At 35.9% G+C, this 20,427-nt stretch carries 16 protein-coding genes and 1 tRNA gene; 5 read left to right on the top strand and 12 right to left on the bottom strand.

Annotated features, from left to right (window positions below; all coding sequences use genetic code 11):
• Nucleotides 1-9: 9 nt before the first annotated feature.
• Entirely contained in the window at nt 10-2,397 is a 2,388-nt protein-coding gene (locus HOO91_05695) for a penicillin-binding protein (GenBank protein NOU17033.1), read from the top strand.
• Between the two features lie 2 nt (nt 2,398-2,399).
• On the opposite strand, the gene HOO91_05690 is transcribed toward HOO91_05695, so the two are convergent.
• The 6 genes from HOO91_05690 to HOO91_05665 all read right to left on the bottom strand — a co-directional run bounded on the left by HOO91_05690 (nt 2,400) and on the right by HOO91_05665 (nt 9,056).
• Nucleotides 2,400-4,070: an ABC transporter ATP-binding protein gene (locus HOO91_05690; protein NOU17032.1), complete on the bottom strand. Its 1,671-nt coding sequence runs from the start codon at nt 4,068-4,070 to the stop codon at nt 2,400-2,402.
• Nucleotides 4,070-5,341 (bottom strand): NAD(P)/FAD-dependent oxidoreductase, encoded by a 1,272-nt coding sequence (locus HOO91_05685; GenBank protein ID NOU17031.1) that lies wholly within the window; start codon nt 5,339-5,341, stop codon nt 4,070-4,072. The genes HOO91_05690 and HOO91_05685 overlap by 1 nt, the downstream gene beginning before the upstream one ends.
• Nucleotides 5,342-5,439: 98 nt before the next feature.
• A complete protein-coding gene (gene radA / locus HOO91_05680; protein ID NOU17030.1) occupies nt 5,440-6,804 on the bottom strand; it encodes a DNA repair protein RadA in 1,365 nt (454 codons plus the stop codon).
• Nucleotides 6,805-6,825: 21 nt separating this feature from the next.
• On the bottom strand, nt 6,826-7,830 hold the full coding sequence (locus HOO91_05675; protein ID NOU17029.1) for a flippase-like domain-containing protein: 1,005 nt from the start codon (nt 7,828-7,830) through the stop codon (nt 6,826-6,828).
• A 19-nt stretch (nt 7,831-7,849) separates the two neighbouring features.
• Complete coding sequence (locus HOO91_05670) at nt 7,850-8,200, bottom strand: aspartate 1-decarboxylase (GenBank protein NOU17028.1); 351 nt, start codon at nt 8,198-8,200, stop codon at nt 7,850-7,852.
• A gap of 16 nt (nt 8,201-8,216) precedes the next feature.
• Nucleotides 8,217-9,056, bottom strand: a complete 840-nt coding sequence (locus HOO91_05665; protein NOU17027.1) for a pantoate--beta-alanine ligase — start codon at nt 9,054-9,056, stop codon at nt 8,217-8,219.
• A 310-nt stretch (nt 9,057-9,366) separates the two neighbouring features.
• Here HOO91_05665 and HOO91_05660 point away from each other — a divergent pair, with 310 nt between their 5' ends.
• From HOO91_05660 to glmS, 3 genes are read left to right on the top strand one after another with little or no spacing between them, the layout of a single operon-like run.
• The gene (locus HOO91_05660) at nt 9,367-10,200 is read left to right on the top strand and encodes a glycogen/starch synthase (protein ID NOU17026.1); all 834 of its coding nucleotides are present in this window, start codon (nt 9,367-9,369) and stop codon (nt 10,198-10,200) included.
• A complete protein-coding gene (locus HOO91_05655) occupies nt 10,181-11,542 on the top strand; it encodes a DUF4270 family protein (GenBank protein NOU17025.1) in 1,362 nt (453 codons plus the stop codon). The genes HOO91_05660 and HOO91_05655 overlap by 20 nt, the downstream gene beginning before the upstream one ends.
• Nucleotides 11,543-11,546: 4 nt before the next feature.
• Nucleotides 11,547-13,382 (top strand): glutamine--fructose-6-phosphate transaminase (isomerizing), encoded by a 1,836-nt coding sequence (gene glmS / locus HOO91_05650; GenBank protein ID NOU17024.1) that lies wholly within the window; start codon nt 11,547-11,549, stop codon nt 13,380-13,382.
• 57 nt (nt 13,383-13,439) lie between these two features.
• On the opposite strand, the gene rfbB is transcribed toward glmS, so the two are convergent.
• Nucleotides 13,440-14,495, bottom strand: a complete 1,056-nt coding sequence (rfbB, locus tag HOO91_05645; protein ID NOU17023.1) for a dTDP-glucose 4,6-dehydratase — start codon at nt 14,493-14,495, stop codon at nt 13,440-13,442.
• Between the two features lie 98 nt (nt 14,496-14,593).
• Here rfbB and HOO91_05640 point away from each other — a divergent pair.
• A tRNA-Lys gene (locus HOO91_05640) sits at nt 14,594-14,666 on the top strand.
• Between the two features lie 125 nt (nt 14,667-14,791).
• On the opposite strand, the gene HOO91_05635 is transcribed toward HOO91_05640, so the two are convergent.
• The 5 genes from HOO91_05635 to HOO91_05615 all read right to left on the bottom strand — a co-directional run bounded on the left by HOO91_05635 (nt 14,792) and on the right by HOO91_05615 (nt 20,427).
• The gene (locus HOO91_05635) at nt 14,792-15,994 is read right to left on the bottom strand and encodes a HipA domain-containing protein (GenBank protein NOU17022.1); all 1,203 of its coding nucleotides are present in this window, start codon (nt 15,992-15,994) and stop codon (nt 14,792-14,794) included.
• 55 nt (nt 15,995-16,049) lie between these two features.
• Entirely contained in the window at nt 16,050-16,394 is a 345-nt protein-coding gene (locus tag HOO91_05630) for a helix-turn-helix transcriptional regulator (protein NOU17021.1), read from the bottom strand.
• Between the two features lie 118 nt (nt 16,395-16,512).
• The gene (locus HOO91_05625) at nt 16,513-17,661 is read right to left on the bottom strand and encodes a hypothetical protein (GenBank protein NOU17020.1); all 1,149 of its coding nucleotides are present in this window, start codon (nt 17,659-17,661) and stop codon (nt 16,513-16,515) included.
• Between the two features lie 2 nt (nt 17,662-17,663).
• Nucleotides 17,664-19,085 (bottom strand): MBOAT family protein, encoded by a 1,422-nt coding sequence (locus HOO91_05620; GenBank protein NOU17019.1) that lies wholly within the window; start codon nt 19,083-19,085, stop codon nt 17,664-17,666.
• A gap of 109 nt (nt 19,086-19,194) precedes the next feature.
• Nucleotides 19,195-20,427, bottom strand: a complete 1,233-nt coding sequence (locus HOO91_05615) for a TolC family protein (protein NOU17018.1) — start codon at nt 20,425-20,427, stop codon at nt 19,195-19,197.

The raw sequence follows: 20,427 nt of genomic DNA, 5'->3' as shown, positions 1-20,427 counted from the left end.
ATATAGGATATGTCCCGAGAAAAACTTGACATTAAGAAGAAAATAAGATGGTGGCTATGGGGTCTCATCTCTTTTGTTTTTTTATCTGTTACATTAATTTATATATTCATATCAATTGAGGTGTTTGGACCAATGCCAACATTTGAGGAGCTTGAAAATCCCAAAAGTAATTTGGCCTCAGAGGTTATTTCGGAAGATCATAAAGTGCTCGGTACGTATTTCGTGCAAAACAGAACTTTTGTAGGTTATGATAAGATATCTCCAAATCTTGTTAAGGCCCTTCTTGCTACAGAGGATATACGCTTCTACCGACATAGTGGAATTGATGCTAGGGGTTTAGGGCGCGTATTTATTAAAACGTTACTGCTTGGTAATCGAGAAGCTGGAGGGGGCAGTACGATAACCCAACAGCTTGCTAAGAACTTGTTTCCCCGGGACACAATATATCATAGTTTCTTTATTTCAAAACTTGCACATCTTTCAATTGCAAAATTCAAAGAATGGATTACAGCAGTAAAATTGGAAAAGAATTATACCAAGGATGAGATTTTAGCCATGTACCTCAACATTGTTGAGTTTGGAGGTAATTCTTATGGAATAAAATCAGCCGCAAAAACCTTTTTTAACACCACGCCCGATTCAATTAAAGTTGAGCAAGCGGCTGTGCTAATTGGCTTAGTTAATGCTCCTACGAGATATAGCCCAGTTCGTAATCCAGAAAGATCTTTAGACCGGCGAAACTTCGTTTTATCACAAATGTATAAGTACGAGTTTCTTACAAAGCGAAAATATGATTCATTAATAAGAATTCCAATAAAGTTAACTTATAGGGTTCAGGATCACAATGTTGGACTTGGAACCTATTTTAGAGAGACGCTTCGTTTGATACTAATTGCAAAAAAGCCTGATCCTAAATTCTATTTTGCTCACGATCAATTTGTTGAGGATTCGCTCCAATGGGCTGATAACCCTCTTTATGGCTGGTGCAATAAAAACCTAAAACCCGATGGTACACCTTATAGTATATATAGGGATGGTCTTAAGATTTATACTACAATTAACTCTAGGATGCAGCAATATGCTGAGGAGTCAGTTGAAGAGCACTTAAGTAAATATCTTCAGGTGCAATTTGACTATGAACAGAAGAATAGCGGGTATCGATTATTTGACTCTAAACTTACGAATGAGCAGGTTAAATCGATCCTCCTTCATGCGATGAAGCAAACAGATCGGTATAGGATACTTAGAAGTAAAGGGGTTTCAACGGAAAATATTTATGCCAACTTTAACACTAAAACAAGGATGACCATTTTTACTTGGAAAGGAGAGCAAGATACCTTGATGACACCAATGGACTCAATTAAACACTATAAACGATTCTTTAGAGCAAGTTTTATGGCAATGAATCCACATACTGGTTTTATTAAAGCATATGTGGGCGGGCCTAACTATAAACATTTCAAGTACGACCAAGTTTTACAAGGGAAACGACAGGTTGGTTCTACCATTAAACCTTTTGTATATACCTTAGCAATGCAGGAGGGTTATTCCCCTTGTTATAAAGTTCCCAATGTTTCACAAACATTTATTGAAAGGGTGAGAGGCAAAGATGGGGTACTTAAAGATTCTACTTGGACTCCCAAAAACTCTGGTAGTACAAAATATGACGGAAAAATGGTTACTCTCAAGTGGGGTCTCGCAAATTCTGTGAATAATATTTCTGCTTGGTTAATCAAGCAGTTTACGCCTCAGGCGGTTGCCGATATAATAAAGAAGATGGGTGTTAAAAGCAAGATCCAAGCTGTAAATTCGGTTTTCTTAGGAACTTCAGAACTTTCACTATATGAGATGGTTGGTGCTTATAGTACCTTTGCCAATAAAGGAGTTTATGTAGAACCATTGATGGTTACCAAGATAGAGGATAAGAATGGTAACGTATTGGCAAATTTTACTCCTCAAAAAAGCGAGGCAATAAGCGAGCAAACGGCATATTTAATGATTAACCTGTTAGAAGGAGTAATAAATAACGGAACGGGTATTCGGTTAAGGCTAACGTATGAACTTCTTGGCCCAATTGCAGGAAAAACAGGAACTACTCAGAATCACTCCGATGGATGGTTTATGGGAATGCTGCCTAATTTAGTTACTGGCACATGGGTAGGAGCAGAGGATCGTTCTGTACATTTTCAGGAATTGTATTTTGGGCAGGGAGCAACTATGGCTTTACCTATTTATGCTCTTTTTCTTGAAAAAGTTTACAAAGATTCGCGTTTAGGTATTTCCCCTAATGATATTTGGGAAAAGCCATTGGTAACCAAATATTTTGATACTGATTGTGAGGATGCAAAGGGAAAGAAGAAAATAAAAAAAGAGATAAACGAGGATGATTTTTTCTAAATTTAATTATTGCTTTCCCTACCAGGGATTGAATTAATTAGATTTTTTGTGTATTCGGTCTTTGGTGAGTTAAATATCTCATCCGAAGATCCTGTTTCAACCAATTCGCCATTTTTTAGAACAATAATTCTATCGCTAATGTATTTTACAACAGACAAATCGTGCGATATAAACAGCAAAGTTAAGTCAAATTTTTCTTTTAGATCTTTAATTAGATTCAGCACCTGTGCTTGAACCGAAACATCAAGCGCAGAGACTATTTCATCACAAATAATGACTTTTGGATTAACGGCTAATGCACGGGCAATAACTATGCGCTGTCGTTGACCTCCAGAAAATTCGTGAGGATATCTGTAGTAACTTTCGTGAGGTAAGGCTACATTCCTTAACAAATCGAGAACTCTTTGCTTTCTTTCCTTCTCGTTTCGATAAATATGATTCACCTTCAATGGTTCGGATATTGCTTGACCGATTGTCTTTCTGGGATTTAAGGATGAATAGGGATCTTGAAAAATTAGTTGAACCTCTTTCCTAAACAGAGATCTGGAACCTCTGTCCATTTTTCTGAGATTCATCCCTTTATAGGTAATTATTCCCGATTGATTTTGAATTAAGTTGAGCAAAGTTCTTCCAAGGGTTGTTTTCCCCGATCCTGATTCGCCAACAACACCAAGAATTTCACCCTCAAATAGTTCAAGGCTAACATTATCGACCGCATTAAATTTTTTAATAGCGTTTCCCCAAAGATTTTTTTTGGTGATGAAACTGGTGACAATACTTTTTGCAGAATAGAGTATATTATAATTCGTGGATGTTATTTTATCGGGTGCTTGGGCTAAATTATTATTTCCGTTAATAAAATCCTCAACGGTCAACAGACGATATGGTTTTTTATTTAGAGGAGGTCTACTTGCTAGCAAGCCTTTTGTATAAGGATTTTGAGGCGAGGAAAATATTTGTTTCACAGAGCCCTGTTCTACTATTTTCCCATATTGAAGGACAATTACTTTATCGGCTATTTCACTAATTAAACCTAAATCGTGGCTTATAAATATCATTCCCATTTGATATTTATCCCGGAGGGACTTTAATAGTTGCAGCAATCCCTTTTGGACAGTGACATCTAGGGCAGTGGTTGGCTCATCGGCAATCAGAAGTTCAGGGTTTCCCGATAAAGCCATAGCAATCATTACCCGCTGTTTTTGCCCGCCACTTAGTTGATGGGGATAGCTATTATATACTTTCTCTGGGCTTGGTAGTTGCATTTCAGTCAGGAGATCAAAGCACCTTTTCTTAGCAGTATTTCCCCGTAGATCTGAGTTGAGAAGAACCGCTTCGAGAAGTTGCTTTCCGCATCGCATCGATGGATTAAGGCAGGTTTGGGGTTCCTGAAAAATCATTGCGATGTGCTTACCTCGAATAGTTTGAAATCTTTTTTCGGTGAGGGCAAAGAGATTTAAAGTATCACTGCTATTCAACAAAAACTCGGAGGTACCGTTTTCAATTATAGCCTGTGGTGGTAATAGCCCCATTAAGCATAGAGAGGTAATAGTTTTTCCTGATCCTGATTCTCCTACAACACCCAATATTTCACCCTTTTCTAACTGGAATGACATCTGGATGAGGACATTGATATTTCCAAATTTCACACTAAGGTTTTCGACCTTAAGCATTATAATTCAGCATTTGAGAATTGATTTGCAAGAATAGCTTCGCCAATTAAATACCCATGAGCGGTTGCATAAATTATTGAACGAGTGGCACCAGAACAATCACCGGCGAATTTTATATGCTGCATGGATTTGTTATTCAGGCGATTTGAGTAAAATTTAATTTCAGGTGCGTAAACCAGATTATCATTATTTGCAACTCCAGGAATAACTTTATCGAGATTTTCGACAAAGTCGATTATACTTTCAATAATTCTTCGAGGAAATACAAGATTTACATCGCCAAGAATAAAACTTTTAGGATCGAGAGTTGGTAAAACTCTATATAAATTCTTTGTTCTTCTTGATTCCTTAAAATGACTATAGGTTTGTAGGATTACTTTATCCTCTCCAGCCAATAAATTCGATAGTTTTGCGATATAGGAACCGTACCCAATAGGATCGTTGAATGGCTCTGTGAACTTGAGGGAGGTTAAAATTGCAAAGTTGGTGTTATTGCTTTTCTCCATCATCTTAGCATGACCATTTACGGTCAAAAAATCCCCATAGTTTTCGGTAACAACAAAGCCAGAAGGATTATTACAAAATGTACGCACCATATACCCTGTTTTGCTTCGGTATTTAACCTTAAACTCGTACATCTCCTTATTTATCTCATCAACAACATGGTTGGGAAGTTCGAATCGAATTCCCATATCAACCCTTGTATTATCAAGCACTAACTTGGGAAATTTGGTCATCATTCGGTTAACCAGTTTGTGACCACTACGACCAACCGTTATTATGGCTATATCAAATAACCCATCCCCATTAATTTTAGCCCCATTTTTTTCTTCATCAATATCAATTACCTCGTAATTGAAGTGAAAATGGATATTTGGATGTGATGAAAAATCGTTGTAGATATTGAAAAGAACCTCTTTTAGTTGATCCGTTCCAATGTGATAAAAATCGGAACTGATGGGAAGAAATCCTTTTTCGTAAAAAAGTTTGTAGTAATGATGGTTTCCAAACGATTTACCTGTTTCAACAAGTTTGTTATCTGTATAATTTATATAGTAATCCACAAGTTTTTTTTGAAGCATAGGGTCGATGAAGATATCGCCGCCCATTTCTGTGGAAACGAACAGTTTTCCATCAGCTCTTATCCCCGAAATACTTGATGAGTATACATCTTTGCTTTTTTCAAAGACATGAATTTCATGTGATGATTCTTTTAACTTTTCAAGAAGGCCAATAGCAGCAGCCCCAAAACCAACAATAGCAATTTTCATAATGTTTTTAATAAATCAGGTTCAAATATCGAAAACAAAAATCGATAGTGCAAGAGAATAAAACTTAGATGTTGTAAATAATAGATGAAAGGCGGAATTTAGTTTTTCCCAAAAAGATGCCTAACCAGTTCCTCAACCTTTGATATTTGTACAAGGTCAATCCCATCAGTACGTTGATCTATACCCTTGTTGTATTTGGAGACAAATATTTTTTGCATTCCAAGTTTCTTTGCTTCAGCAATTCTTTGTTCAAGTCTACTAACTGGTCTAATCTCTCCTGAAAGGCCTATCTCTGCCGCAAAGCATGAAGTACTTGGAATAGAAGAGTCGAATGCTGATGAGAGAATGGATGATATAACAGCTAAATCAATAGCAGGATCAATAACCTTTATCCCTCCTGCGATATTTAAAAAAACATCTTTTGTAGCCAACTTAAACCCAGCTCGTTTTTCCAGAACGGCTAAAAGCATATTCAACCTACGAGTATCAAATCCAGTTGTTGATCTTTGTGGTGTTCCGTATGCAGCAGAACTTACAAGTGCTTGTATTTCTATTAGAAAAGGCCTAGTACCATCAATTGCGGCAGAAATGGCAATACCACTCAAAGCCTCATCTCGATGCGAAAGAAGTATTTCCGAGGGGTTTGTAACTTCAACCAGTCCACTGCTTTGCATTTCGAAAATTCCAAGTTCGGATGTTGAGCCAAAACGATTTTTTGCCGAGCGAAGGATACGGTAAATGAAATTACTATCACCCTCGAACTGTAAAACTACATCAACAATATGTTCAAGAACTTTGGGACCGGCAATACTTCCATCCTTTGTAATATGACCGATAAGAATAATTGGAGTCCCCGTTGTTTTAGAATAACGAAGTAATGCTACTGTTGATTCTCTTACCTGTGAAACACTACCCGGTGAGGATTCAATACTGTCAGTATAAAGTGTTTGAATAGAATCAATTACAATTAGATCGGGTTTAACATTTTCTGCTTGAGTAATGATATTTTCCAGAAGTGTTTCGTTTAATATTAAACACTCCTGATTATGTGGGTTTATTCTATCAGCCCTTAGTTTTACCTGTTTGGCACTTTCTTCTCCCGAAATGTAAAGGATTTTAAGATCTCTTAATCCAAGGGCAAGTTGCAGAGCCAGTGTCGATTTTCCGATGCCAGGTTCACCTGCCAGCAGAATTAGCGATCCTGTTACAATACCACCACCTAATATACGGTTTACCTCACCGATTCCTGTATCTAAACGTTTTTCGTTATTTGAGTCAATATCCCTAAGCGGTTTTGGTGTTGCGTTTCGAGAAACATCAACAAGACCGGATCTAGACTTGTCTTTACTTATCCTTTCTTCAACATAAGTATTCCATTCCCCGCAAGCAGGACAACGACCAAGCCATTTCACGGACTCAGCACCACAGTTTTGGCAAACATATGTACTTTGAGTTTTGGCCATTAGCTATGGATTTAGAATTTATTAAGGATTTGTGGGTTTTGTTTTTTTCTTTATAAATAAAATGGCCATGGATATTGTTCCTAAGACAATTAGAAGAATTGTTTGTGATTCATGAGCGATTGTAGCAAATACAAGACCATCCTCACGTGAAATTCCGAAAAGCCCTAATCCTGTTGCAGTAATAATATGGAAAGCCCCAAACCCCCCTTGTACGGGAACAATCATTCCAAAGGAACCAACAACCATAACAAATAGACTATCAACTAAACTTAGATCACTTGTAGGTTTGGTTGAAAAAACGAGCAACCATGTCATTAGCAGATATAAACTCCATATGAGGAAGGAGTAGAATATAAACAATCCTCTCCTCTTCATTCCTGATACAGATTTTAATCCATCAACGATACCGTAGTACATGCTTTTTACACGAGCTTTAACCTTGTGGCCAAAGACATTTTTTCGAATAAGATGAAGTAATAAGTATATAAAAAGCAAAAATGAAGCGATTATAATAATTGACATAAAAGAAAACCCAGAAGCCTTAAAGAAGAGAGGTTTAAATATTTTATGGAGAAGAAATTCCCCAAAAAAATCTATTTTAATAAAGAAAACGAGAACAACACAAAACAAGAGCATAACCAAGTCTGATGCTCTTTCAACCAGAACAGTTCCTATAAGTGATTCAAATGAGACATTGTCGGTTTTTTTGAGCACACCACATTTTGTAATTTCACCTAATCGAGGAAAAGCAAAGTTTGCAAGATAACCAATCATTACAGCACCAAAAACATTTTTGATGGATGGTTTTACACCCAAGGGTTCAATGAGTAATTGCCAACGCAATGCCCTAACTAGGTTAGCAAATATCGCCACGAGTATGGAGAAAATAACCCAAATGTAGTTTGCATCCTTAAAGCCAGTAATAATGATATTTACATCCACTTTGCGGAATGCAAAATACAGTAAAATAATCGCAAGGGCGAAAAAGAGCGAATAATTTAATACCTTCTTAATAGTGTTGTTCAAGAATTATTGATATAAAGGATTATACAAGTTTGTTCGTGATGGTATCAGGGAAAATAATGGAAGGTTTAAATTTTTTGGCTTCCTCAAAGGCCATCGTTGCATACGACATAATAATAATAACATCACCCACAGCACATTTTCGAGCGGCAGGTCCATTGAGACAAATTTGCCCAGAACCACGTGCCCCTTTAATCACATAGGTCTCAAGTCTTTCACCATTATTAATATTAACAATCTGAACCTTTTCGTTTTCAATCAGATTAGAGGCATCCATTAAATCTTCATCAATAGTAATACTTCCAACATAATGTAGGTTTGCCTCAGTAATTGAAACCTGATGGATTTTTGATTTTACAATTTCAATAAACATTTCTATTATGGATATTTTATTTATAAAACGTATTATCAATTAATCGAACATTTCCTGCTTGAACAGCAATGCAACCAATAATTGACTTTGAATCTTCCCAGTTTGATACAGGCTGCAAAGTTTCACTATCGACCAAAGAAAAATATTCAACAATTAGATTAGAATCCTTGTTAATGTTTGTAACTACCCAGTGTATTAAGCCTTTTACGGATAATTCATTTACTTTGTTGCGCGCTTCTGTTAAAGTTTTGTGGATATTGGGCGCACTTTTTCTTTTCTCGGGATCCAGTAGTAAATTCCTTGAACTCATTGCCAATCCATCTGGTTCGCGCATAATTGGACAACCAATTATTTCAATTTTCAACTTAAGTTGTTTTACAAGATGGCGGATTACTGCCAGTTGCTGAAAATCTTTTTGTCCAAAATAAGCACGGTGAGGCTCAACAATATCAAAAAGTTTGGATACCACCTGCGCAACACCATTGAAATGCCCAGGGCGATGTTCCCCTTCCATAACTTTGTCAAGTAACCCAAAATCAAAAATACGGGTGTCCTTTTCTGGGTATATCTCCTGTTCGGAGGGCATAAAGATGTAGTGAACACCCGACTCTTCTAACAGTTTTATATCATTCTCTGGTGTTCTGGGGTAATTCTTAAGATCTGATTTATCGTTGAACTGGGTTGGATTAACAAATAAACTTACAATAACAACATCATTTTCGTTTACGGCTTTGTCAACCAATGAAATGTGACCTTGATGAAGAGCTCCCATGGTGGGAACAAAACCAATTGTTTTGCCAGATGATCGATGATTGTTAAGGATTTTTTTCGTTTCAGATATTTTGGTGATTACCATAATTAGTTAAAGCAAATTGATAGAAGTAAAGTTAAATAAAGCTTAATAAATAAATTTATAATAGTTGAATAAATCGTTGCAAAGGTCGTAAAAATTTAAAAACTAATGCCATCCAAGAAAGAAAATGAACTAATTAAAAGCGCATTATCTAAGATATACTGAAAATCAGAGAATAAGCCAATGATAAATCTGAATTATTTTTTATACTTTTGTACAATTGAAAAATACCCGGATACGGATTTATTAATTATGTAATACCCGAGTCCGGGTTTTTACCTCTGATCTTTCAAATCAGAAACCTGAAATACTAATGAAGAGCACAAAGGTTCTATTTATCTCACAAGAAATTACGCCCTATTTGCCAGAAAGCGAAATGGCATTAATTGGCCGTAATCTCCCTCAAGGAATTCAAGAGAAAGGGAAGGAGATACGAACGTTCATGCCGCGATACGGATGCATAAACGAAAGACGAAACCAGCTCCATGAGGTTATTCGCCTTTCGGGGATGAATTTAGTTATCGATGACACGGATCATCCTTTAATCATTAAAGTTGCCTCAATCCAAAGTGCTAGGATGCAGGTTTACTTTATCGATAACGAGGACTACTTTCACAGAAAGTTTACCTTGTATGATGAGGACAAGAATTTTTTCGAGGATAATGATGAAAGATTAATTTTCTTTGCCCGCGGTGTATTAGAAACAGTAAAAAAGTTGCGGTGGGCACCAGATCTGATTCACTGTCATGGATGGATTTCTGCATTTGTTCCTTTACTCATAAAGAAAGGGTATAGTGACGATCCGTTGTTTGCAAAGTCAAAGGTTATTTATTCCATTTATAACGATGAATTCAATAAGAGTTTGAGGACAAGCGTTAGGAATAAGATTCTAATTGATGGGGTTACAAAGAAAGATGTTGAACTTTTAAAGACCCCCGATTATCTAAGCCTTACAAAATTAGCCGTAAACTTTTCCGATGGGATAATCTATGGTAGTCCTGAAATAAATAAAGATGTTGATGAGTATATTAAAACCATTAACAAAATCGTTTTACCATACCAAGCTCCAGAGCATTATATCGAATCATTTAATGATTTTTACGATCAGATTTTAAACAACTCAATAGATGGTCAAAAGAAGAATTAGTTTTAGAAGGGTTTTGAGTTCTTTTCATAGAATTGTAACCTATCAGTTTTTCCTTGCATTAGTTGCAATTGCATTAATCTTAAGTTCTTGTTATAACGAACCAGAATTTATAGGAAAAAATTTATTACCCATAAGCGATTTAAAATCAGTGAAACTTGATACCTCTTTTGAGGTATCTGCCTACACTGTTAAAACAGATTCAATTCCCACGGGCTTATATAGTACAGCTGTTTTGGGATGTTACAATAGTAATATATTTGGAAAAACAAAGGCCGATTTTCTTTCGCAACTACTCATTGTATTTACTACCGATACTATATTGAAAAAAATCTCACCTAGACCAGAGCCTGACTCTCTAATTCTTTACATGCCATTGTCTAGAACATGGGGAACTAAAAACAAAACAATAAATGTTAAAGTTTACGAACTATCGGATACATTAAATTACTCAATTTATTACAATGGGTTGGCATCTGTAGATGGAAAATATTACCCTACTCTTATAAACGTTCCCACAACGTATAGCGGAGAGGACACTTTAAAAATCCGATTTACTAATGAATTTGCTCATAAACTGATTAATGCAGACACTTCTTTATTAGTCTCAAACGCCAAGTTTTTAAAGTTTATGAATGGGTTATATATCACTAGCGATGATTATAATGGAAATGACGGAGTTTTATATTTTTTTAAAAGTGGAATGTTATTGAAGTTATTCTATGATTCACATGAAGGAGGGGTTAAACACGATACGATATTTACCTATGGAACGGGTTCGGGTCGATATAATCACTTCATTCATGAATTTATTCCAACAGCCAGACCTGATTTGCAAATACAACATTTTAATGATACAACATTTCAAGATTCAGTATTCTATATTTCAGGATTAGGCGGGGCAAGAGGTCTTATTAAACTTGATGGCGTTAGTGAGTGGGCAAAAAAAATGCCTATAGCAATAAATCGTGCAGAACTACGAATTGATGTACAAGAACACCCTGATTTCCCTAAAGATTCGATAATTAGTCCTCTTCTATATTACTATAATAGAGATAATGATACTTCATCTTTAAAGAGTTATAGGGCTACTTCTGCATATGATATAATAAGTCTATACGATTATTCAATAACACAAGTTCAAACAGCGAAATATTCAAAACCCAAAAAATACTATAGTATTGATATAACCCTTCACCTCCAGAATTTGTTAAAAGGGAAAATTAAAAAAGATTATTTCTATTTGGAACCAAATGACTTTAAGGTGAATTGTAAAGAAGGTATTTTTAGAACAGGAAATAATAGTAATCGAATAAAACTTATTATAACTTACTCAAAACTATAAAAATATGTGTGGTATTGTTGGATATATTGGTCATCGGCAAGCATACAATGTAATAATTAATGGATTAAAAAGATTAGAGTATCGTGGGTATGATTCGGCTGGAATATGCGTAATAAATGGCAAATCGCAATTATTTAAATGTAAAGGGAAGGTTATCGATTTAGAGAATCATATTAAAGTAAAACCTCTTGAGGGAACCATTGGAATTGGTCATACTCGATGGGCAACTCATGGCGAACCTAATGATGTCAATGCGCATCCACATGTATCGATGAATGGGATATTTACATTAATTCATAATGGGATAATTGAAAATTACAGTCAGCTTAAAACGAAACTTGAAAACAGAGGCTATAAGTTTACTTCTGAAACAGATACCGAAGTTCTAGTCAATCTTATAGAGTATATATACGAGAAAGGTAATGTTACTGCAGAAATAGCCGTTCGGCTTGCATTAACAAAGGTTGTTGGAGCCTATGGGCTTGCTATTTTATGTCACAATGAGCCCAACACATTAATTGCCGCACGTAAAGGAAGTCCATTGGTTATTGGTGTTGGTGAGGATGAATATTTTGTAGCATCAGATGCAACACCTATTGTAGAGTATACCAATAGCGTAATATACCTTAATGATAATGATGTTGCTGTAATAAAACGAGGAGAACTTAGTCTAAAGACTATATACAACGAATCGTTACAACCAAACATTCAAACCCTTGATTTAGACATTGAAGAGATTGAGAAGGGTGGTTTTGACCATTTCATGCTTAAGGAGATTTTTGAACAACCAAGAAGTATTCATGATACATTTAGAGGAAGAATATCTCCAAACATGGATGAAATTCATCTGGGTGGTTTATATCATGTTCTCCCTCGATTAATTGAGGCAAAACGAATTGTAATAATTGGTTGTGGAACATCTTGGCATGCTGGTTTGGTAGGTGAGTATTTACTTGAGGAGTTGGCGCGAGTACCTGTAGAGGTTGAATATGCTTCTGAATTTAGATATCGCAATCCGATTATTTATAAGGACGATGTTGTTATCGCAATCAGTCAAAGCGGAGAAACAGCCGATACGCTTGCTGCAATCCGTTTAGCGCGAAAAGCAGGAGCTCTTGTTCTAGGTATCTGTAATGTTGTAGGCTCAAGTATTCCTCGGGAAACGGACGCAGGTGTTTATACCCATGCAGGACCTGAAATTGGTGTTGCTTCAACAAAGGCATTTTCCGCTCAGGTGACTATTCTAACCATGATGGCTCTTTTATTAGGGTGGAGGAAAGGTTATTTTAGTCAAGAAAAGTATAAAGAACTTATTAAAGAGATTATTCAAGTTCCCGAAAAGATTCAGAAAATTCTGGAATCAAATGATAAGGTTATTAAAATTGCGGAGATTTTCAGCAAGTCGACTAATTTTCTCTACTTAGGGAGAGGGTATTTTTTCCCAGTTGCTTTAGAAGGTGCTTTAAAACTTAAGGAGATATCATATATACATGCAGAGGGTTATCCTGCTGCCGAGATGAAGCATGGGCCAATTGCCTTAATCGATGAAAAGATGCCTGTTGTGGTGATTGCTGCCAAAGATAGTAGTTACGAAAAAGTGGTTAGCAATGTTCAAGAGGTTAAAGCGCGGAAAGGTGTTATTATTTCCATTGTTACAGAGGGAGATACTTTGATTAAAGAGATGTCGGATTATGTATTGGAGATCCCAAAAGCGCACGAGATTGTTGAATCGCTCCTTGCGGTTGTTCCTTTACAGCTGCTAGCTTATCATATTGCTTTGATGCGTGGGTGTAATGTTGATCAACCAAGGAATTTGGCTAAATCGGTAACTGTTGAATAAGCAGTATGTAAGTCGATAATAATGAAAAAGGGAGCAAATCGGCTCCCTTTTTCATTATTATCGACTTACATACTGCTTTTGGTAATACTGCTGATAACCTCCCGATACAATATCATCTAACCATTTCTGGTTTTTAAGGTACCATTCAACTGTTTTGGTTAACCCCTCTTCGAATTGTAATGATGGAGACCAACCCAATTCCTTTTGAAGTTTTGTTGAATCAATTGCGTAACGGAGATCATGACCAGCACGATCTTTTACATATGTGATAAGTTTTTCCGATTCTCCTTTAGGTCTTTGGAGTTTATCGTCCATAATCTTGCAAAGCAGTTTAATTAGATCAATATTCTTCCACTCATTGTTGCCACCAATATTATAGGTGTCGCCATGTTTTCCTTTATGGAAAATAAGGTCAATAGCCGATGCATGATCTTCAACGAATAGCCAATCCCTTACATTCTCGCCTTTTCCATAAACAGGAATTGGTTTACTGTTTTTGATATTATTAATTGCAAGTGGTATAAGTTTTTCAGGAAACTGGTTACCTCCATAGTTATTCGAGCAGTTTGAGATTACAACAGGTAACCCATAGGTATGATGGTAGGCTCTAACCAAATGATCAGAGGATGCTTTAGATGCCGAATAGGGACTTCTAGGATCATAAGAGGTTTCCTCTGTGAATAATCCTTCTTCGCCTAAACTACCATAAACCTCATCGGTTGAAATATGGTAGAAAAGTTTTCCACCGTAGTTATCTTTCCAATATTTTCTGGCTGCATTTAATAGAACAACAGTTCCAAGAATATTGGTTTTTATGAATGCCATAGGATCAGAAATGGAACGATCCACGTGAGATTCCGCTGCTAAATGAATTATTCCTTCGATCTTATTATCGGCAAAAACTCTATCTATTGCCGATTCATCTGTTATATCAGCCTTGATGAACTTGTAGTTCGATTTTGCTTCAATATCAGTAAGATTTTCGAGGTTACCAGCATAGGTTAAAACATCTAGGTTGATAATCTGGTAATCGGGATACTTATTTACAAATCTCCGAATAACATGAGAGCCAATAAATCCAGCCCCTCCAGTAATTAGAATTGATTTCTTCATTGAATTTATCTATAAGCGTTTAAATCAAGTGCAAAGAAACACAAAAAATATTTTAAAAATAGTGTAAAAAGGTTACATTTGCACCCTATTTAAAAAATCGGCTCGTAGCTCAGCTGGTAGAGCACGTGACTCTTAATCATGGGGTCGAGAGTTCGATCCTCTCCGAGCCGACACATGGAAGGCACTTATGAACTTTACGTTTGTAAGTGCTTTTTTATTTGTGCCAAGGATTTGCCCGTCAAACCATTAATAATCCTAAAGAGTTTATGGTTAAAACTCTTGGGAGCCTCTATTAGTTAAATTAACCTATTGAATGCAATAGCCATTGAATCCTGTTCTGATCTAGATAGTTTGTATTTATTGGCAACAGATCTCCAATTACTAACAGATTTTTTAACTTGCTCAATTATGCTTAACGCTTTCTCCTTGTCAAGTCTAAAATAGTCAATTACACCTAATGCTACATTCAAATCAAGAGAATTATCTTCCAAAGAAATATTGAGGGAGAGACCTGTTCCAGTTTCATTTGGATTTAGATCAAAAGCAGGAGAGAGAATCCAGCCTTTATCAGTTGAAATGAAGCCATGATTTCTTAGATGGTCATCGGTATTGGATATAATAACATTAAAAACGATTCTTCTCCATAGTTCCTCCAGATCTCTCTCAACATATGCACCATGGCGAGCTATGAACTCGGCAAGTTCTATATAGCTTACTCCATCGTGAAAACTAGTTCCATCTGTATAACCCAGCAATGTCATTGCAGAAGCGTAGTGTATTCTTTCTCCTTTTGATGTTCTATCGAATCTTTGTGTCAAGAAAGTGTGATGTCTATTTGACAATTTTTGAATTTTTGCTTTTGCAACATTAATTCCAGCCCCAGTTGCAAGTTCATTTGCAACCATTTCCCAACCTCCAATATCCTTGCTATCATTCTTACTTGGGAATTTTGCAATCCATAGATTTTTCTCAGTATCCAACACGCTTGCTTTGGGTCTTGCGCCACCTATTGAGGAACCCGGGTTTACAAGCATAGTTAACCATTTCCAATAATCAGGATTCTCATTTGCATTATCGTCTTCTAGTTTAAGACTTATTTCTTCTAGTTCTCTTAAAGATGTCCAAGGAGGTGAAGCAAATTCCTTATTATCATTTAAGAAAGAACCTTCAAGAGTTTCTTTAAACCGAATAGCTCCCATACGATGTCCATCAAAGACTCCAAGTAAGTAATCTGTTTCTCTTAGTGTTCTCTCGCTTCGATTCTCTCTTCTTGCCGAAGCTGATTCTCGTCTTCTCATTAGGAGTCGTCCCCAACGATCTGGTGAGGAGTCAAGAAAAACCCCAAAATTCTGCTTTTCATCATTTGCGTATTGTGTTCCAGAGTAAAACTGCAAATCAGGATCAAGCAGTTGTGAATAGCCCGATTGAAGCCATTCTTTAGAGTAGTTAAAAGAAAATATTTCCTTACCCCTTACATATTCAGCAGTTAGCAAGCCCATGTAAATTGGGTCGATCATACCTATCCAATGAGCAAATACATATATTTCTCTTCGATTATTCATCAGTATTGTCGGTTAGTTTTTCTTTTACTTTTTTTGGAGCTCTTTCTTTAACAATAAGGTTAGCGTCCTGTAGCCTTCTTCCTAGCTTGTCATCTTTTGCAACTTCTAGTATATCGTTTTCAAGACCAAGCACAAAAAGAACGCTTACGATTGCACCAATACTTACTCTCGGATGTCCTTTTTCAATTGATAGGAGGGTAGGTCTGCTTATATTTGCCCTTTCAGCAACTTGTTCCGTGCTATATTTTCTTCTCAACCGTGCAAGTTTTATATTCTCACCTAAAGATGTGATGGATTTCTGCACTTTTGGAAGTAGAATTTGATTCTTTGTTTTCATAACGTAAATTATATATTACAAATATAGGTATATTTGATAAATATAATTAACATTATAAATATTTTGTAGTAAATCTTGACTTCCTAAAATGTAAAAAAGCAAAACAACAACAGGATTATTAATTGCGAGATAGTTTAGAGGTTTTAATCTCGTTATAAGCACTTTCAATAAACCCCCAACCCAGATTCGGCAATGTTGCTTCGGTTGCAAGTATTATGATTACATCATGATTCATAATCTCGTTTCGTAGGTTTACTTGCGAAACCTCCATGGTTTCACACAAAACAGGCGAATATATCTGTTGATTATAAAACCAAAAATGGTTGCTTGAGAAAGTTTTCCATATTCCAAGGTTATATAGCCCCCAGTAAAAGCTATCGCTAACAACCAGCACCGATGGTTTAATTTTACCTGAATCTGATTCTATTAGCACTTTGGGATATCCCATCTTTTCTCTTTTTAGCTTAAAAAGCAAGTTGAGCCCATTGCCTATATCGTAATCATCCTTTCGGGTGTAATCAATTTCAATATCATTCCAGTAGATATTAGGCATATCGATTTTTCTTTTGAATTCAATATATTTAATGATTGAATCGGAGGCAATGCACATCCCGTAAAAACTCCAATGAATACCTTGCTTTGGGTAAAGTTTATATTTTGATGTAAATTTATTATCAACAAAAAATTTATTAAAGTCGATATAATTCAGCCCAAGATCCTTTGCCTCTTTTATATAGTACTCATAGTTTGTTGTTCCTCTTGGAACTTTGTAGTTATCTGGAAAAAATTCAGGGTAGAAGGAGCCTTTTCCTGCAGCAAATACAACTATTACATCCTTGTTATATTTTGAAAGGGTATCCTGTAAAATCTTAACTTTCTGTAACCGATGTCTTATGCTATCAACACCAATAAAATCGGTTCCGTTATATGCCCTTATATAGTTTTCCTCATATAAATACATGTCTTTACCAATAATAACCCCGTTGGCTTTGGCTTTATCAAATAGGCTGAATTCAATTTGATTATTCATTCTGACAAAGAAACTTCTGAAACCAAAGTTGTCATTTAAGTACTTTTCTTCTTGCTGTTGATAATCCCCATCGAACCAATTTTTAATAGTAAGATTTCCTTTGTCAGCAAGTATAACACTTCCCCACAAAGGTTTGATAGAAATGATTTTATAACTACCCTGAAGAATAAATATCAGAAAAGCAAGAATAGCTAGAAGAAGCAATATCACACGTAATTTTTTCGAAGCTCTTTTCATTGCTAAAACCTAAAATATATAAATGGGTTGAACCCGAATGCTGTTATTAAACTAATTGAAATAAGAAGCAAAACAATTGATAATGTTGATACTACAACATGTTGCTTGAGATTATAGGTTTCAATATAAACTTTATCCTGAATGGTTTGACCAGATTTAGAGTAAGCAAAGAAAGCGAAGATTACTGCGATACCGAAATAGGTGTAAAACTCATAACCAAAGGACGGTATGGTATTAAAATTGAAGGCAAACATTCGTTTAACATAGGTAAAGGCATCGGCAATTTTTTCGATTCTGAAGAACACCCACCCAACTACAACTATTAGAAATGTAATGATGGTGCTTGGAAGTTTGCCTATTGTATGATAGAATTTTAGCAAGAATCCCCGTTCAAGCACTAAAAATAATCCGTGATAAGCGCCCCATAGTACGAAACTCCACGATGCTCCGTGCCAGAAACCCGAGGCAAGAAAAACCAGCCAAAGGTTAAAATATAAACGAAACTTGCTTACCCTATTTCCCCCCAATGGTATATATAGATAGCTTCGCATCCAGTTTCCCAATGATATATGCCAACGCCTCCAAAATTCAGTTATACTTTGTGATATGTAGGGATTATTAAAATTTTCGAGAAACCTAAAACCAATCATTTTACCTAGGCCAATAGCCATATCGGAGTAACCCGAGAAATCAAAATATATTTGAAACGTGTAGGCAAGAATTCCCACCCATGCCGTGTAGGTACCCATTCCGCTATAGTTCATCGAGAATATTGCATCAGCCTGTTGACCAAGATGATTAGCTATTAAAACCTTTTTTGCTAGGCCAATGGCAAAGCGATAAAATCCTGTTAATCTATTATCTATAGTATCGTTCTGAGAGCGATCCGTAATTTGATCGGCTAAATCATGGTAGCGAATAATTGGCCCAGCAATTAGCTTTGGAAATAGAATGATATAGAGTTGATAATCCCAGAAATTATCCAAGGGTTTGTGAACTCTCCTGTAGACATCAACAACATAGGTAATTGTTTCAAATGTATAAAAGGATATCCCAATGGGTAGAACTAATTTTGTCCATTGAATTGCATTAACACCAAAGGATGAGAGAAGAGTGTTAAAATTCTCGATAAAAAAGTTTGAGTACTTGAAGTAAAATAGAAGACCGAGATTGACAGAAACAGAGAGAGTGAGCATCAACCTTCGGTGAAGGGTGTTTTTGGTTTGTGACATCCATTTTACTAAATGGAAATCGAGAAATGTTGTACCGAGGATTACAAAAATAAACTTTGGAGCACCCCAGTTATAAAATATAATGCTGAATAGAAGAATTACAATGTTTTTATATTTCTGGCTAACAGCGTAGTAAGTAATTAAAAATGCTGGCAGGAAGTAAAGCAAGAAAACAATGCTGCTGAATACCATAAAGATCGAACTCAAAAATTTTTATAAAAATAGTAAAAGCGGGAAAATACCCGCTTCTATTTATGATCTTTAGCACAACACTGAGTCACACGATTGTAATTTCATAAAATTACATCAAAGACAAAAGTTGCTTTAGTTTTGTTTCAGCAATTTTAAGATTGTACTCAAAGTTAGTAAGTCTTGTGCAGGATTGAACGTAGTTTTCTTGGGCTTGGTGAACCTCCAATGTGGTTGTTTCGCCTAGTTTCATCCTTTGTAAACTTATTTCAAGATTTTCTTTGGTTAGCGCATTATTTTCCTTTTCAATTGCTTGTAAACGTTGCTGATTCTCGAATTGAGTAATTGCGTTCAACAGGTCGTTTTTAACTTGGTGTTTGATGTTCTCAAGATCATATTCTGCCGATTGAACATCAAGTTTTGCTATTGAAACTTGTCTGCGAATTTTTCCTGATTGATACAGTGGTATTGAAATCGATCCACCAAATTGAGGGCCATAATTACTCGATGAATTATCGATTTGCGACATGTAGTATCCTGCTCTAAAATTGATTTGAGGGAAACGTGATTTGTTGAATTCTTTTAAACCCAATTTGGCAATATCCATTTGTTTCTGAAACGATAATATGCTAGTATTCGTTGAGTTTAACTTTTGGATCAGTTCATCTTTGCTGAACGAAAAGTTGATTGGAATAGAATCTGAGACCTCAAATAAAGAATCAGGACTTACAGCGAGCAGCTCATTTAAATACTTTTTTGCTGCATCAATTGTAAACTGTTGGTTGATTGCGTTTTCAGTGTAAACATTCAAATCAATTTTTGCCTGAAGCAAACTGGATTTTCGGGCAGAGCCGCCATCGAAAGAGGTTTGTAGAATCTTAACGAGCGTCTTGTTGTAATCTATTATTTCGTTTATTGAATTTAGCTGCTGCTTTTGTCTTACAACATCAAAATAAGCGGAAACAACGCTATATTGAGTTTGTAATACTTTTTCCTTAAACTGAATCTCGCCTAGAGATTGAATTTCACTTAATTTACTCTTTGTAACAAACATTTTGCCACCATCAAATAGCATCCACGATAGTTCAATCCCTGAACTGAGTGTTTTATACGATTTTGCATTGTTTGGTGCAAAATTGCTGCTTCCTGTGAAAGAGACATTTGGCATCATGCCAGCATTGCCAAGTGTATTATTTGCCCTTGAAACTGCAGCATCATTATGGGCTACAAGAATTCCGTAATTATTTTTCAAGGCAATATTTAATGCATCCTCCACGGTCATTATGGTTTGGGCATCAGCAATTGAAAAAATAGTTAGGAATATAAGAACGAAAAATGATTTCAT

The sequence above is a fragment of the Bacteroidales bacterium genome, assembly GCA_013141385.1.
Lineage (GTDB): Bacteria > Bacteroidota > Bacteroidia > Bacteroidales > Tenuifilaceae > UBA8529.
This window is presented reverse-complemented; position numbering and strand designations above follow the sequence as displayed.

Excerpts from the sequence above, each read along its gene's own strand:
- HOO91_05695 (NOU17033.1), top strand. The coding sequence starts at position 10 with ATGTCCCGAGAAAAACTTGACATTAAGAAGAAAATAAGATGGTGGCTA.
- HOO91_05690 (NOU17032.1), bottom strand. The coding sequence starts at position 4,070 with ATGCTTAAGGTCGAAAACCTTAGTGTGAAATTTGGAAATATCAATGTC.
- HOO91_05685 (NOU17031.1), bottom strand. The coding sequence starts at position 5,341 with ATGAAAATTGCTATTGTTGGTTTTGGGGCTGCTGCTATTGGCCTTCTT.
- radA (NOU17030.1), bottom strand. The coding sequence starts at position 6,804 with ATGGCCAAAACTCAAAGTACATATGTTTGCCAAAACTGTGGTGCTGAG.
- HOO91_05670 (NOU17028.1), bottom strand. The coding sequence starts at position 8,200 with ATGTTTATTGAAATTGTAAAATCAAAAATCCATCAGGTTTCAATTACT.
- HOO91_05665 (NOU17027.1), bottom strand. The coding sequence starts at position 9,056 with ATGGTAATCACCAAAATATCTGAAACGAAAAAAATCCTTAACAATCAT.
- HOO91_05660 (NOU17026.1), top strand. The coding sequence starts at position 9,367 with ATGAAGAGCACAAAGGTTCTATTTATCTCACAAGAAATTACGCCCTAT.
- HOO91_05655 (NOU17025.1), top strand. The coding sequence starts at position 10,181 with ATGGTCAAAAGAAGAATTAGTTTTAGAAGGGTTTTGAGTTCTTTTCAT.
- glmS (NOU17024.1), top strand. The coding sequence starts at position 11,547 with ATGTGTGGTATTGTTGGATATATTGGTCATCGGCAAGCATACAATGTA.
- rfbB (NOU17023.1), bottom strand. The coding sequence starts at position 14,495 with ATGAAGAAATCAATTCTAATTACTGGAGGGGCTGGATTTATTGGCTCT.
- HOO91_05635 (NOU17022.1), bottom strand. The coding sequence starts at position 15,994 with ATGGGCTTGCTAACTGCTGAATATGTAAGGGGTAAGGAAATATTTTCT.
- HOO91_05630 (NOU17021.1), bottom strand. The coding sequence starts at position 16,394 with ATGAAAACAAAGAATCAAATTCTACTTCCAAAAGTGCAGAAATCCATC.
- HOO91_05625 (NOU17020.1), bottom strand. The coding sequence starts at position 17,661 with ATGAAAAGAGCTTCGAAAAAATTACGTGTGATATTGCTTCTTCTAGCT.
- HOO91_05620 (NOU17019.1), bottom strand. The coding sequence starts at position 19,085 with ATGGTATTCAGCAGCATTGTTTTCTTGCTTTACTTCCTGCCAGCATTT.
- HOO91_05615 (NOU17018.1), bottom strand. The coding sequence starts at position 20,427 with ATGAAATCATTTTTCGTTCTTATATTCCTAACTATTTTTTCAATTGCT.